Raw genomic sequence first — 13,660 nt, forward strand, 5'->3', positions numbered from 1 at the left:
CACTGAATCTTATGCTAATTCAGAGAAATATTTGATTGTACGAACCATCTGGCTTGTGTAGCTGTTTTCATTATCATACCAGGACACAACCTGAACTTCGTATAAATCATCGGAAATCTGGCAAACCATTGTCTGTGTTGCATCAAACAAAGAACCATAAGTCATACCTACGATATCGGACGAAACGATTTCGTCTGTATTATATCCGAAGGATTCATTCGCCGCAGCTTTCATCGCTTCGTTGATACCTTCTTTTGTAACGCCTGCCTTTTTAACAACAGCTGTCAGGATGGTTGTGGACCCTGTTGGTGTAGGAACACGCTGAGCGGAACCGATGAGTTTGCCGTTCAGTTCAGGAATAACAAGACCAATAGCTTTTGCTGCACCTGTGGAGTTCGGAACAATATTCACTGCTGCTGCACGGGAACGTCTTAAATCGCCTTTTCTCTGAGGTCCGTCCAGAGTCATCTGATCACCTGTGTAAGCATGAATCGTGCACATGATACCGGACTGGATCGGTGCATATTTGTTCAAAGCATCTGCCATAGGTGCCAGACAGTTGGTCGTGCAGGATGCTGCGGAAATAATGGTATCTTCTGCTTTTAATGTTTCATGGTTTGTATTATAAACAATTGTTGGCAGATCATTTCCTGCTGGAGCAGAGATAACAACTTTACGGGCTCCGGCATTAATATGAGCCTGTGCTTTGTCCTTGGATGTATAGAAGCCAGAGCATTCAAGAACAACATCGACTTTTAATTCTCCCCATGGGCAGTTATTTGCATCCGGGAACGCATAAATACGGATTTCTTTACCGTCAACTGTGATTGAATCTTCACCTGCTGTCACTTTATCAGCCAGTGCATATCTACCCTGTGAAGAATCATATTTTAATAAATGGGCCAGCATAGCAGGGCTTGTCAAATCGTTAATAGCTACAACTTCATACCCCTCAGCGCCAAACATCTGACGAAATGCCAGACGACCAATACGACCAAAACCATTAATTGCTACTCTTACTGCCATAATTTTAGTTCCTCCTAAATTAGATTATATTATTATTATGATTCTATTTTACCCAATTACGGAATAAAATTCAAGTTAATTTCGGATAATATTTGTTATTTATTTGACAAATAAAGAAAATTTTATTATATTTAGCTTAAACAAAGAATACTGGAGGCTTTATTATGATCACAAGCGATATACATATGCATTCATCTTTTTCGACCGACTCGGAATCATCGATGGAAAACATGATCCAGGGCGCCATCGATAAAGGATTGACAACCATCTGCTTTACGGAACATCTGGATTATGAATATCCTTCCCCGGACGGCACAATTTTATTTGAGGTGGATATGGACACCTACGAAAAAAAATTATATGAATTAAAGGATAAATATAAAAAGAACATCGAAGTGCTGTTCGGCATAGAATTCGGGCTTCTTCCCCACCTGGCCGGCCGCTATGAGGCTGTGGCCAAAGCCCATGATTTTGATTTTATCATTGGTTCTTCCCATCTGATCCCGGCGCCATGGTATAAAAAAGACCTCGATCATATCCACAAATATGGCACCGCTCCAAAAGATATGATTCACGGCGACCCCTATGAAAAGGAATTCTGGGAAGACCGGACTGTTGAAACCATCTGTGAAAAATATTTCCAGACAATCATTGATAACACGGCTGCTTATCAGAATTTTGACACTTACGCCCATATCGACTATTTGATTCGTTATGCCCCGGAAAAAAATAAAGGCTATACTTATGAGAAGTATGCCTCTATTATTGACAAAGCATTAAATACGATCATTGAACATGACCTGGCACTGGAGATCAATACAGCCGGTTATAAATATGGCCTTGGTCAGCCCAATCCCCAGGCGGATATTCTGTCCCGTTATCTGGAGCTGGGCGGTGAAAAAATCACCATCGGAGCCGATGCCCATAAGCCCGAACATATTGCCTATGATTTTAAAAAAGCCGAAGAGCTTTTAAAAACCCTCGGCTTTAAATATTATACCGTATTTAAAAAACGTCAGCCTGTGATGTTCCCGTTGTAATCTGGTTTTTAAGCACCTCATACAGCTCGGCTTCGGTGGCTCTCATGTATGGATTTGTCCAGAGAACATTCAATACGCCCCAGGTCAATGCTCCCAGCAGAGCCCAACCGAAAAAGGACATATCCAAAACAAAGGTATTCCATTTATGCCCCATCATCATCTGACGGCTTAAGTTTAAAACTTCCCTGGTCGGCATATCCGGATGTTCTGCAAGAATATAATCTACCATCCGGTATTCATAAGTTTTAATAATACCCGGAATCACAAGCAACAGCGTCCAGAGAAACACATAAAATCCCCGAAGGAACATGGTTTTCACTACCGGGAGAAAATCATTTCGATTAAATGCAAAGGCCAGCTCGCCAACGCTGGTCTTTTCTGTTCTGTTCCGATAGAAAAAACTGGCCATTCCAACCTGAATCGGATTGACAATAAAATAATTCAGACACATACGCACGATTGCCAATACTATTCCATAAAACAGCACGGCAGAAGTCACAACACTGGTGAACATCCCCGCTCCGGTTTCAGAATAGACAAAGCTTTCGACATAGTCCCGAATCTGCGGCAGTGCATATTCCTGCACATCAAAGGACATATCATTATCTCCCATGTTGCCTGTCGTCTCCTCTGTACTCGAATTGGACGATGAAGCTGACGAACTGCCATTCGTTCCCAATGCATACTGAAGCACAAGGAATATAAGACAGACAGCTACTGCCGCCCAATAATAACCGCGCAAGTTCTTCTTTGCTCTCTGCTTTAAATCTGCTCTTATCCACATAGGCTTACCTCCTTGACCGCTTTCAGTCTTTAACCGCCTCAATCACGCCGCCACCGACAACATATTCCCCATCATACATGACAAGGGCCTGTCCCGGCGTAATGGCACGCTGAGGCTCGTCGAATTCACAGACAAGAATTCCGTCTTCCGCCCTGTGAACAGTCGCCATGGCTCCCCCATGGGCATAGCGGACTTTTGCATGGACACGGACTTTTTCTCCTGCTTTGGGCTCTGGAATGGACATCCAGTTCACATGAGAAGCGGTCAGTACGGACTTAAATAGATCTCTGCTTTCACCAATGACCACTTCATTTGTCTCCGGGCGAATCTCCGTAACAAATACCGGATATCCCATGGAAAGGTTCAGTCCCTTTCTCTGACCTATCGTATAATGGGTAATTCCCTCATGCGTACCGAGGATCTTTCCGGACGAATCAACAAAATTTCCCTTCGGCAATTTCCGTCCTGTATATTCGTAGAGAAATTTTTGATAATTACCATCAGGAATAAAACAGATATCCTGACTGTCCGGCTTGGATGCCACGAGAAGGCCCATTGCTTCCGCCATCTGACGAATTTCTTCTTTCGTATAATCTCCATCCGGCATCAGCGTTTTGGAAAGCTGTTCCTGGGTCAGATTATAGAGCGCATAGGTCTGGTCCTTTCTGGAAGGCGCTTTTTTCAGAGTATATCTGCCATTTTCCAGCCGGACCACTTTGGCATAATGTCCCGTGGCAATGTAGTCTCCTCCAATGGACATGGCTCGATGTAAAAGCGCTTCCCATTTGACATACCGATTGCACCGGATACACGGATTTGGCGTTCTTCCCCGAAAATATTCCCCGGCAAAGTCATCCATCACCCACTCTTTGAATTCTTTTTTAAAGTTCATCACATAGTAGGGGATGTCCAACTGACTGGCCACCCGTCGTGCGTCATCCACCGCGCTCAAGCCGCAGCAACCGCCATTTTCTTCCTGGATGGCTGTTTCTTCATCCTGCCATATCTGCATCGTCACGCCGACGACATCATAGCCCTGCTTCTTCAGAAGCATGGCGGCCACAGAAGAGTCCACACCGCCGGACATCCCGACAATGACTTTTTTATTTTTCATGGACTAATAATCCTCTTCAACTTCTTCTTCACCAATATCCGACTTCGGTTTGGAAAGTCCGTCAATTTTAATGCCATTTTTCTCTGCATAATCCCAGAGAGCCGCATGAATAGCTTCCTCAGCCAGAAGAGAACAATGAACTTTAACCGGAGGCAGACCGTCAAGCGCTTCCATAACAGCCTTATTTGTAACTTCCAGAGCTTCGTAGATGGTTTTTCCCTTAACGAGTTCTGTAGCCATACTGCTTGTCGCTACGGCAGCACCGCAGCCGAATGTCTTAAATTTCACATCCTGAATAACCTGATTTTCATCAATATCAAAATAAATACGCATGATATCGCCGCATTTTGCATTTCCAACCGTACCTACACCGCTGGCATTTTCAATTTCTCCTACGTTCCTCGGATTCTGAAAATGATCCATTACTTTTTCACTGTACATAAAAACTCCTCCTATTTGTTCTTTTTTACAAAATCTTCGTATAACGGAGACATCGCTCTGAGACGTTCTACAATGCCTTTCACTTTATCAACTACATAATCCATCTCTTCCATCGTATTATCTTCACCCAGGGTCAGACGCAGTGAACCATGCGCGATTTCATGGGGCAGACCGATTGCCAGAAGTACATGAGACGGGTCCAGTGAGCCGGACGTACAGGCAGAACCGCTGGAACCACAAATTCCCGCCATATCCAACATGATCAGAAGAGATTCTCCTTCAATAAACTGGAAACTGAAGTTGGCGTTATTCGGCAGTCGTCGGTCTTTGTCACCATTCAAACGTGTATAAGGAATTTCCGCCAGAATCCGGTCGATCAAATGATTTCTCAGTTCAGTTTCTTTCTTAGTCCGATCGTCCATGGTGGCTACAGCAATTTCTACCGCTTTGCCCAATCCGACAATGCCCGGTACATTTTCTGTCCCGGCCCGGCGCTTCCGCTCCTGAGCGCCGCCATGAACAAAGGAACGAATCTTCACGCCCTTGCGGATATACAGGAAGCCAATCCCCTTTGGTCCATTCAGTTTATGGCCGCTGGCGCTGAGCATATCAATATTCAGCTCATCAACGTTGATCGGAATCTGCCCAAATGCCTGAACCGCATCTGTATGGAACAGGATGCCATGTTCACGGGCAATGGCTCCGATTTCTTTAATCGGCTGAATCGTTCCAATTTCATTATTTGCAAACATAACAGAAATCAAAATTGTTGTCGGACGAATGGCTGTTTTTAATTCGTCCAGTTTAATGATGCCGTTTTCATCCACATCCACATAAGTCACTTCATATCCGCGCTCTTTTTCAAGATACTCGCATGTATGAAGAATCGCATGGTGCTCGATTTTGGATGTAATAATGTGATTGCCTTTATTTTTATAAGCCTCGGCTGTTGCTACAAGAGCCCAGTTATCAGATTCGGACCCGCCAGCTGTAAAATAAATGTTGGCAGCGTCTGTCCCAAGGGCTTTGGCTATAATCTCGCGGCTTTCTGTAACTACTGTTTTATTTTTGGCTCCCAGATCATAGACCGTGGAAGGATTTCCGTAATTTTCAGTAAAATACGGCAGCATAGCTTCTACGACTTCAGGTCGTGTCGCCGTCGTTGCTGCATGATCCAGATAAATAATCCTCTTATCCATCTTATCTTCTCTCCATTCATATATATTATTTTGAGCAATATGCTTTTTGACCGGTTTCGTCTTTAATTTCCGGGCTGTTCGCAACGATCTCCTCCAATGTCATAGAGTCCATCGTATCATTAATACTATTATTTATACGCTTCCAGACATATTTGGTGACACAGGAATCAAATTTGGCGCATTTGTTTTCACTGTCCGGACAATCGACCACGACCATCTCTCCTTCCAGAGCCCTTAAAACATCCCCTACGGAAATCTCTCCCGCTGGTTTTGCCAGCTGATAACCGCCATTAGTTCCCCGGATACTCGAAATCAGTCCAGCTTTTTTCAGTTTGGCAAACAACTGTTCCAGATAGCTTTCAGATAACCCTTCCCGGTTGGCAATAGTGCTGATCGATATGGGTTCTTCCTTTGAAAACAAAGCCAGATCTACCGCTGCTCTCAGACCGTATCGGCCTTTTGTTGAAAGTTTCATACTCTCACCTCTTATATCCGAGTAATTTACTCGGATTTATGTTCATAGGATATCACCGAACTCTTTAACTGTCAATACGATTTTTCTCAATAAGCTCTAAAAATTCGTCTTCTGTGATGATCGGAACGCCAAGTTCCTTCGCTTTTTTGTTTTTTGATGAAGCTGAAGCTGCATCGTTATTGATGAGATAGTTCGTCTTTGAAGAAACGGAACCTGCCACTTTACCACCTCTCGACTCAATCAGCGCTTTGACTTCATTCCGATTGGCAAAATGATGGACGCTTCCCGTAATAACAAAGGTCATATCCTTTAATATCATCTCATCTTCTGAAAGAAATTCTTTCTCAAGATGTACTTCTGAAAGAAGTTCCTCGACGCGTCCCCGTATTTTTGAATCCGCGAAAAAACTTTCCACATTTTTTGCAATGATCGGTCCAATGCCTTCAATGGTCGTTATCTCTTCCGCATCTGCCGACATCAAAGCAGCTATATCATCTTTAAAATACCGGCACAGCAGTTTTGCGTTCGAAAGTCCCACGTTCGGAATCCCAAGGCTGTATATGAACCGGGCCGTCGGTATATTGCGTGATTTCTCTATGGCCTGGATAAGATTTGCATAGGACTTCTCTCCCATCCCCTCCATTTCGATAATTTCTTCTTTATGATCTTGCAGGTGAAATACATCTCTCAAGCCGTGAATAAACCCCTTCTGAACAAATTTTTCTAACGTGGCTTCCGACAGGCCCTCGATATTGAAAGCATCCCGGGAAACAAAAAGGGATAACCCCTTGATATGCTTTGCCTCACAGTCCGGATTTGGGCAGGTCAGCACTTTTACATCATTTTCCTGTAAAATTTTCGTGGGCTGATGGCAAACCGGACAAACTTTCGGAATTTCCAGTGTGCCACTCCGAGTCAGATTTTCGCTGATCTGTGGAATGATCATATTGGCTTTATACACCATCAATTCATCACCAAGTCCCAGTTCCAGACTCTCCACAATACTGACATTATGGATACTGGCCCGGGAAACCGTCGTTCCTTCCAACTGAACCGGTTCAAAAATAGCCACCGGGTTAATAAGTCCTGTTCGCGACGCACTCCATTCCACCTCAAGGAGCTGTGTTTTTTCTGTCTCATCGGCCCACTTAAAGGCAATGGAATCTCTCGGAAATTTCGCCGTTGTTCCCAGAGAACGACTGTAGGCAATATCGTCCAGCGTCAGTACCAACCCGTCCGACGGCAGATTGCTGGATTTTACATGCTCTGAAAACCACTGAATTTCTGCCTCAATATTTGCGGCATCTACCTTCTTATATTCCACCGTTTCAAAGCCGAGATGGCTCAGCCACTCCATCTGCTCTCTTCGGGAGTTATGAAAATCCACGTCTTCCGCTTTTACCAACGTAAAAGCATAAAAATAGACGCTTCTCTGCGCTGTGATCTCGTTATTTAACTGACGTACCGAACCACTGCACAGATTGCGGGGATTTTTATATTTTGCCTCCACATCTTCAATACTCTCGTTCAATTTTCTGAAATCCGAATATTTGATCAGAGCCTCGCCCCGAAGTACCAATTCGCCTTCATAAGAAATCTTATGGGGCAAATTTCGGAACACTCTTGCATTATTTGTAATAACCTCGCCGGTGATACCGTTACCCCGGGTGACCGCTTTGTAGAGCTCCCCCTTCCGGTAAGTCAGTACGATGGTCAGACCATCCAGCTTCCATGAGAGCAGCCCTTCATGGTTCCCAATCCATGTACGGAGCGCTCCCGCATCTTTCGTCTTATCCAGCGAAAGCATTGGAGAATCGTGATTCTCCTTTGGCAGCTCGCTGAGCACTTCATAACCCACATGGATAGACGGACTGTCAGCCAGCACCGTTCCTGTTTCTTTTTCGAGAGTGAGGAGCCGGTCGTAGAGCGCATCATATTCATAATTACTCATAATTTCACGGGCATCCTGATAATAGGCTTTGGAAGCTTCATTCAATCTCTGAATTAATTCCCGCATCTCTTTCAACAAATCATTCATGGACGATTCCTCCCCGCAGTTCTCTCAGCTCACGGCCTTTAATCTCCCGCCACTCGCCTTCTTTAAGGTCTCCCAACTGAATATTCATAATCCGTATACGTTTTAATGTAACCACGCGGAAATTAAAATATGCGCACATGCGCCGTATCTGGCGATTCAACCCCTGAGTCAGGATAATACGAAACGTATAGGCGTCCACCTTTTTGACTTTGCATGGTCGTGTCTTTACGCCTAATTCGGAAAGCCATACCCCCTCACTCATTCCCCGGATAAAGTCTGCTGTAATCCGTTCCCGCACACGAACTTCATACTCCTTTTCGTGGTAATTTCTGGCTTTTAAAATTTCATTCATCAGTTCACCATCATTGGTCAGCAAAATCAACCCCGTGGAATCTTTGTCCAGTCGGCCCACCGGATACACCCGCTTCGGATATTTCAAATAGTCAATGATATTATCTTTTTCTTTGCTGGAGCAGACAATTCCTGCCGGTTTATTCATGGCAAGCACAATCTTTTCTTCTCTGGCCGCACTGACCAGCCTTCCGTCAAAAAGGATTTCCTCTGTACCGTCTACCTTTTCGCCCATTCCGGCAATATGTCCATTGATCGTCACTTTCCCGGCCTCAATATGCTTATCGGCTTCTCTCCGGGAACAGATTCCCTGACCACTTAAATATTTATTTAATCTCACTTTTTCCATAATTATCTTCCTTTATCCCAATAAAAGGTTTCTACTACCTCTGGTAATAGAAACCTTTTATCTCAAATCTTAAAGTGTTTATTCAGCAGCTTCTGTCTCCACCGGCTGAGTCTCTTCAGCTGAACTATCTGTTTCTCCGGTTTCAGCCCCTTCACCTTCAACACTTTCGCCCGTTGTTTCGTCGATCACATCGGAGGTCGGAGAGGATAATCCGTCAATAAAATTCCTGAGAGTTTCATCCTTCGCACAGGCAGCTTCTTTTTCCTGATATACCGTTGCCATCAGATCTTTGACTTCATCATCTTCATAAAGCTTTGCAATATAAGCCTGAGTCTCCGAATCATATTCATAGGTTGCCGTGGCCCCGTTCAGCTCTCCACGATAGATGTAGTATGTACCATCTGCGGTACTCTTTACATAAACCATCGTCAGGTTCGGTGCCGGTGTGTTGATACCGCTGATTTTCAGCTTATCATAAATAAATACAAAATAGGAATTCGCTTCCAGGCCTTTCTTCGTATAACATACTGTATCCGAATAACTTTCGATGATCTTGGATGTCGATGAAAGAACGTCACCGCTGATCTCATCCTTTGTATTATAAATCCCCTTTAAAGCGTCCACATCACCGTTGGTCAGTGCTGTACGATATCTTTTGATCAGATCGTTGACTTCCGGATACTTATCTTTTAAAAGACGATCCTTGGAAACCTCATCCTCATTAACAACAACACTTTCCGAAGCCTTTACTGCGGATGTCTGTTTCTCTTCCGATTTATTCTTCATAGATAAAACGACACCGGCAATTGCTGCTGCGATCACAACAATTGACAACAGAATAATGAGTATTAATTTACTACGGCTTGTCTTCATAGTAATCCTCCTTTTCAATTCTCTTTATTGTACCAAAAAAAGGCGTTTCCGTCAACCATCTTGGCTTTTTGATAAAACAATATGAGATTTTTTCAAAAAAACATTGCAAATTTTTTTCAATTATAGTAGAATACTATTTGCACCCGTAGCTCAGTGGATAGAGCAATGGCCTCCGGAGCCATGTGCGTGGGTTCAATTCCCGTCGGGTGCATTTTTTAATTTTATCAGAAAAACCAACAGACACCGATAAACACTGGTTTTGTCGGTGTTTTGTTTTTGCGAAAAATGTTATTCGAATGCTCGTTTTTACGGAATTATGCAACACAATGCAACACGAAATGCAACACGACTTTCTACTATATAACATGTCAAATTCTTTCATTCATTTTCCTTACAAAATAAGGCCCCCGGAATCCCGGGAGCCAAAGATACATTATTCAATCCAGGCTTTAAACTTATCCACTGGTATATCCATTGCGCCGGCGTAACCGTCCATTGTATCACTCACCTCGTCATCATACTGCACGGGGTAAAATTCATCACCCTCCAATGATGATACGCAATACACGGCTTTCTTGTATTTATATCCGTCTGGTGTGATGTAATATAATTCGATGGCATCAATTGGGCTTCCGTCACCAATGACTCCATTCTCCAGATCATTGATGTTATAGGATTTTCCAAATGTGATCGCCGGCAACCATCCGCTATTCAGCGTGTGTGCCCGTGCCCGGATACTGCCCTTATCCACGCAAATACCGAGATACCGGATAGGTACACCATCACCTTCTCCGGCCCAGTCTTCATAATTCTTAACCCTTGGCCACCACCGGTCTGTAAAAACCTGATAATAACAATTGACCTGTCCGAGGTCTTTTTTAACCGGTGTCTTGTTCGGCTCGGCCGGCTTTGATGGTGTTGTATTTCCGGCAGTCTGTGATAAGCCTAAGGCCTTTAGGATGCCGTTTGCGATACATTTTACAATGTCATTATAACGATTCGCAAAAAGAGCATTGTCGGCCGGATTGTCGATAAATCCCACCTCAGCCAGCAAAGCATCCATGGTCGTTGAATTTAACACAGCAAGGTCCGGACGAATCTTGCTGCCACGATTCTCAAATCCAATGGCGGCCATTCCAGCATTGAGAGCATCCGCCAAAATCTTCGTTCTTCCAGTGTTGGCATAGATACATGATTCATATCCGCTCGCGCTTCCATTGAAAGAATTCCTGTGAATGGATAAGCAGATATCGGCGCCAAAATTGTTGCAATCATTAATGTAACCATAATAGTCGGTATCTACATCCGATGTCCGATTATACCGGATTGAGTGCCCTAATTTGCTGAGTGCAGCGCCGACATCCAATGTCAATCTCAATACATCATCTTTTTCTTTTCTTCCATAACCACATGCTCCTGGGTCACTTCCGCCGTGACCTGCTACCAAATAAATTTTTGCCATTACTATTCCTCCTTCGTTGCCTGTTTGATTACCTGATTTACATATGTACTGAGACCGGCCACAAGAATGCCCTGCGTGATGGCCGTAAATGCCGCCATTGCAATGTCCTGTAGTGTGCCGCATAAACATGTCGCAAATACCCAAATGGTACATAATACAATCCCGATAGCTCCGTTGATCAGTGGGATATATTTGTCCTTCACCGCCTCAGCCTTTTTCAGCCCAACACCGGCAAAATACAACACCATTGCTACGATCAATAATTCTGGTTTTACATAATTAACAATCTGCTCCATAAAATCATCCTTCCTGGTCATGTGCCTGTTTATTTATATGTTTTTCAATCTTGTCGATTGCTTCCGTTACCGGCCCGTTGCACCCCTGCTCCTTCAATCCCTTCAAACACGCGAGGATGCCATAGGTCAACAGGCACTGCTCACTCTTCATCTTCTCAATTTCTTCATCCTGTCGATTCTGTTTCAGATACCAACGGTACACTGCAAAAACGACAGAAAAAATGGCCGTAACTGCGGTAAGCAGACTTGCGGCCGTAATAATCATATGAGTGTCTATGTACACTGGATATTACCTCATTTCATGATTTTTCCTACAAAATAAAAAGACCATGTCTGGTCCCGCTCTGATCTCCATATATATCCTTCTTTGCAGTGATCGATATTTCCTAGCTGCTAAATGCAAAAGATGCGTTGATGATCAAATATCTTTCACCTTCCAAATTTCTCGCTTTGACAACGATACTTCCATCTGTTTTTATCCTTCCGAGCATAAGCGCTTTTTCGGCATCGTCATGTATTGAAATAAGTGTCTCATTGATCGGGGCAACACTCAATACACCAACTAAAAGGTCATTATTATTAGCCATTACATTGCTTCCAGATTTTATATACATATTGATCGTGGCGATATTTGCACAACTATAAGATATATTTGACGTAGCGACAAATGAAGCTGGATTTGTTGTAAAATTGACCTTTGCGGGAATAAACTTCTTATCAACATCCGCTTTTTTATAATAAAGGGAATCATGATTATGGCTTGAATTTGCTTTTCCATTCAGCTTTGCGTCTATTTCAGATTCTGTATAATACCTTCCGTCATGATCACTGCTGCTCTTATGCGCTGATATGCTGTTGATGACCTCCGTCAGCTTCGAATACAAGGTCGTTGTCCCGGACCACAGGACGGTCCTGGCATGGGCGTGGGCAAAAACCCTTCCGCCAAGCTTTTTCAGCCACCCGGCCTTTTTGCCATCATAACTCCCGTCCAATTCGACCATATCTGCCACACTGCAGAGGGTTTCCAACTGCCCTTCCACCGATGTGATCGCTGCATCCGATATCGTGACCACATACAATGCTTCCTGGTGCAGCATACCGCCGCTATTGATATCTGCGAATGTAAGCTCTGGAAGCGCCGGTGTATCCGTTGCTGGTGTGCCTTTCACAACCACAAGATCAAAGCTTTCGATTCCTGTATCGGATGTTTTGGAGTACTGGATCGCAATGATATCCTTTCGGTATTCACCCTGACTGCCGTTTTCAATCACCAACTCTTCATAAAACCCGGGTTCGATACATCCTCTCCGCCCCTGAACGACAATGATCCCATCCAGGATCCGTATCTTATTTCCGGAAATTATCTGATAACTCAGATTGTTTCCATTGTTCAATATATAACTGTCCGGACCGATCAGACCCTGATGATGCAATCCGACCTGGCTGGCCTTCACATGGGCCACCCCTTTATAACCATCGATTATCTCCATTCTATTACGCCCCTTTCTATGCTGTTCGCTTCCACATGTAGCAGGTTATGTATGGTTGCATGATTGATTGTGATGCACTTAATTTACTATCTGTTGCAGGGGATGATTTTCCTGTATCGCCGTGAGAGTGGGAATTACCGCCCCCCAAGTTTCCAGTGTTGCCGCTTACCGAATGTGTATGGTTTGGAGCAGTATTAACAGCCCCGGCCACTGTTTGTGCATCCACATAACTGCCAGCTGTCGAAGACGCTGCTGATGGGTATGCACCTTCGCCATGATGATGTGTTATAGAGCTTAACAAAGCCTTTACTACCAAAACGTGGGAATGTGCTCCACCATTACCGCTTGTTATATCTACACTATGACGGTGAGATGGTATTTCATTCACGGTCAACGTGTGGCCGGATGTAGTATGAGAATGTGAATTTACTGTGTGACTATGAGCCAAATTCACCGTTTTGGCTCCTCCGATCTTTTCTGCTGTTTGAAAGTCCGTATCTGATGTATCTACACCTATTGGTACGCGGCCACCTCCCCATGCTATCCATGTCCCTCCAAACAAAGTGCCAGGATTGACATTGTTCACGCTCATATAGATGCTCCCAACTGGATAAACCTTATCAAATGTCAGGTTACTGCCAGTTTTTGAAGCCACATAAGCTTTCATTTTCTGCCACAGCCGTTCGACGCCTGCATCATCTAAAAATCCCATAGGCCCACTC

General features: G+C 44.0%; 15 protein-coding genes and 1 tRNA gene. 2 read left to right on the forward strand and 14 right to left on the reverse strand.

Translation table 11 applies throughout. From position 1 onward, the window contains the following. Nucleotides 1-9: 9 nt before the first annotated feature. Nucleotides 10-1,026, reverse strand: a complete 1,017-nt coding sequence (gap, locus tag EV212_RS00690) for a type I glyceraldehyde-3-phosphate dehydrogenase (RefSeq protein WP_132087342.1) — start codon at nucleotides 1,024-1,026, stop codon at nucleotides 10-12. A 164-nt stretch (nucleotides 1,027-1,190) separates the two neighbouring features. On the opposite strand from gap, the gene EV212_RS00695 reads away from it, so the two are divergent. Then, complete coding sequence (locus tag EV212_RS00695) at nucleotides 1,191-2,066, forward strand: histidinol-phosphatase HisJ family protein (RefSeq protein ID WP_306812224.1); 876 nt, start codon at nucleotides 1,191-1,193, stop codon at nucleotides 2,064-2,066. On the opposite strand, the gene EV212_RS00700 is transcribed toward EV212_RS00695, so the two are convergent. From EV212_RS00700 to EV212_RS00735, 8 genes are all read right to left on the reverse strand, one after another. Next, complete coding sequence (locus tag EV212_RS00700) at nucleotides 2,032-2,850, reverse strand: DUF975 family protein (RefSeq protein ID WP_132087345.1); 819 nt, start codon at nucleotides 2,848-2,850, stop codon at nucleotides 2,032-2,034. The genes EV212_RS00695 and EV212_RS00700 overlap by 35 nt on opposite strands. A gap of 22 nt (nucleotides 2,851-2,872) precedes the next feature. Further along, nucleotides 2,873-3,964 carry a tRNA 2-thiouridine(34) synthase MnmA gene (gene mnmA / locus EV212_RS00705; RefSeq protein WP_132087348.1) on the reverse strand — a complete coding sequence of 364 codons (1,092 nt, stop codon included), beginning with the start codon at nucleotides 3,962-3,964 and terminating at the stop codon, nucleotides 2,873-2,875. A 3-nt stretch (nucleotides 3,965-3,967) separates the two neighbouring features. Continuing rightward, nucleotides 3,968-4,405 carry a Fe-S cluster assembly scaffold protein NifU gene (gene nifU / locus EV212_RS00710; protein ID WP_132087351.1) on the reverse strand — a complete coding sequence of 146 codons (438 nt, stop codon included), beginning with the start codon at nucleotides 4,403-4,405 and terminating at the stop codon, nucleotides 3,968-3,970. An 11-nt stretch (nucleotides 4,406-4,416) separates the two neighbouring features. Next, a complete protein-coding gene (gene nifS, locus EV212_RS00715) occupies nucleotides 4,417-5,604 on the reverse strand; it encodes a cysteine desulfurase NifS (protein WP_132087354.1) in 1,188 nt (395 codons plus the stop codon). Between the two features lie 25 nt (nucleotides 5,605-5,629). Further along, nucleotides 5,630-6,079: an RrF2 family transcriptional regulator gene (locus EV212_RS00720; RefSeq protein ID WP_132087357.1), complete on the reverse strand. Its 450-nt coding sequence runs from the start codon at nucleotides 6,077-6,079 to the stop codon at nucleotides 5,630-5,632. 64 nt (nucleotides 6,080-6,143) lie between these two features. Further along, nucleotides 6,144-8,117 carry an NAD-dependent DNA ligase LigA gene (gene ligA, locus EV212_RS00725; RefSeq protein ID WP_132087361.1) on the reverse strand — a complete coding sequence of 658 codons (1,974 nt, stop codon included), beginning with the start codon at nucleotides 8,115-8,117 and terminating at the stop codon, nucleotides 6,144-6,146. After that, nucleotides 8,110-8,817 carry a pseudouridine synthase gene (locus EV212_RS00730; protein WP_132087365.1) on the reverse strand — a complete coding sequence of 236 codons (708 nt, stop codon included), beginning with the start codon at nucleotides 8,815-8,817 and terminating at the stop codon, nucleotides 8,110-8,112. Before EV212_RS00730 ends, ligA begins: the two co-directional genes overlap by 8 nt. A 78-nt stretch (nucleotides 8,818-8,895) precedes the next feature. After that, nucleotides 8,896-9,690 carry a hypothetical protein gene (locus tag EV212_RS00735; protein ID WP_132087368.1) on the reverse strand — a complete coding sequence of 265 codons (795 nt, stop codon included), beginning with the start codon at nucleotides 9,688-9,690 and terminating at the stop codon, nucleotides 8,896-8,898. Between the two features lie 139 nt (nucleotides 9,691-9,829). On the opposite strand from EV212_RS00735, the gene EV212_RS00740 reads away from it, so the two are divergent. Beyond that, nucleotides 9,830-9,901 (forward strand) — tRNA-Arg (locus EV212_RS00740). 222 nt (nucleotides 9,902-10,123) lie between these two features. Here EV212_RS00740 and EV212_RS00745 read toward each other — a convergent pair. From EV212_RS00745 to EV212_RS00765, 5 genes are all read right to left on the reverse strand, one after another. Next, nucleotides 10,124-11,152, reverse strand: a complete 1,029-nt coding sequence (locus EV212_RS00745) for an N-acetylmuramoyl-L-alanine amidase family protein (protein WP_165873255.1) — start codon at nucleotides 11,150-11,152, stop codon at nucleotides 10,124-10,126. Nucleotides 11,153-11,154: 2 nt separating this feature from the next. Continuing rightward, complete coding sequence (locus EV212_RS00750) at nucleotides 11,155-11,448, reverse strand: phage holin family protein (protein ID WP_132087374.1); 294 nt, start codon at nucleotides 11,446-11,448, stop codon at nucleotides 11,155-11,157. A gap of 4 nt (nucleotides 11,449-11,452) precedes the next feature. Further along, nucleotides 11,453-11,713 carry a branched-chain amino acid ABC transporter permease gene (locus EV212_RS00755; RefSeq protein WP_306812225.1) on the reverse strand — a complete coding sequence of 87 codons (261 nt, stop codon included), beginning with the start codon at nucleotides 11,711-11,713 and terminating at the stop codon, nucleotides 11,453-11,455. A 121-nt stretch (nucleotides 11,714-11,834) separates the two neighbouring features. Further along, nucleotides 11,835-12,938 carry a hypothetical protein gene (locus tag EV212_RS00760; RefSeq protein WP_132087380.1) on the reverse strand — a complete coding sequence of 368 codons (1,104 nt, stop codon included), beginning with the start codon at nucleotides 12,936-12,938 and terminating at the stop codon, nucleotides 11,835-11,837. 16 nt (nucleotides 12,939-12,954) lie between these two features. Beyond that, nucleotides 12,955-13,650, reverse strand: coding sequence for a phage baseplate protein (locus EV212_RS00765; protein ID WP_132087383.1), 696 nt, complete (start codon nucleotides 13,648-13,650; stop codon nucleotides 12,955-12,957). Nucleotides 13,651-13,660: the final 10 nt, after the last annotated feature.

Source organism: Frisingicoccus caecimuris (assembly GCF_004340975.1).
Taxonomy (GTDB): domain Bacteria; phylum Bacillota; class Clostridia; order Lachnospirales; family Lachnospiraceae; genus Frisingicoccus; species Frisingicoccus caecimuris.

Bases quoted from the DNA above. Each gene is read 5' to 3' on its own strand.
- ligA (WP_132087361.1), bottom strand. From the start codon at position 8,117: ATGAATGATTTGTTGAAAGAGATGCGGGAATTAATTCAGAGATTGAAT.
- nifU (WP_132087351.1), bottom strand. From the start codon at position 4,405: ATGTACAGTGAAAAAGTAATGGATCATTTTCAGAATCCGAGGAACGTA.
- EV212_RS00695 (WP_306812224.1), top strand. From the start codon at position 1,191: ATGATCACAAGCGATATACATATGCATTCATCTTTTTCGACCGACTCG.
- EV212_RS00720 (WP_132087357.1), bottom strand. From the start codon at position 6,079: ATGAAACTTTCAACAAAAGGCCGATACGGTCTGAGAGCAGCGGTAGAT.
- EV212_RS00765 (WP_132087383.1), bottom strand. From the start codon at position 13,650: ATGGGATTTTTAGATGATGCAGGCGTCGAACGGCTGTGGCAGAAAATG.
- mnmA (WP_132087348.1), bottom strand. From the start codon at position 3,964: ATGAAAAATAAAAAAGTCATTGTCGGGATGTCCGGCGGTGTGGACTCT.
- EV212_RS00700 (WP_132087345.1), bottom strand. From the start codon at position 2,850: ATGTGGATAAGAGCAGATTTAAAGCAGAGAGCAAAGAAGAACTTGCGC.
- EV212_RS00730 (WP_132087365.1), bottom strand. From the start codon at position 8,817: ATGGAAAAAGTGAGATTAAATAAATATTTAAGTGGTCAGGGAATCTGT.
- EV212_RS00755 (WP_306812225.1), bottom strand. From the start codon at position 11,713: ATGATTATTACGGCCGCAAGTCTGCTTACCGCAGTTACGGCCATTTTT.
- gap (WP_132087342.1), bottom strand. From the start codon at position 1,026: ATGGCAGTAAGAGTAGCAATTAATGGTTTTGGTCGTATTGGTCGTCTG.
- EV212_RS00760 (WP_132087380.1), bottom strand. From the start codon at position 12,938: ATGGAGATAATCGATGGTTATAAAGGGGTGGCCCATGTGAAGGCCAGC.
- nifS (WP_132087354.1), bottom strand. From the start codon at position 5,604: ATGGATAAGAGGATTATTTATCTGGATCATGCAGCAACGACGGCGACA.
- EV212_RS00750 (WP_132087374.1), bottom strand. From the start codon at position 11,448: ATGGAGCAGATTGTTAATTATGTAAAACCAGAATTATTGATCGTAGCA.
- EV212_RS00745 (WP_165873255.1), bottom strand. From the start codon at position 11,152: ATGGCAAAAATTTATTTGGTAGCAGGTCACGGCGGAAGTGACCCAGGA.
- EV212_RS00735 (WP_132087368.1), bottom strand. From the start codon at position 9,690: ATGAAGACAAGCCGTAGTAAATTAATACTCATTATTCTGTTGTCAATT.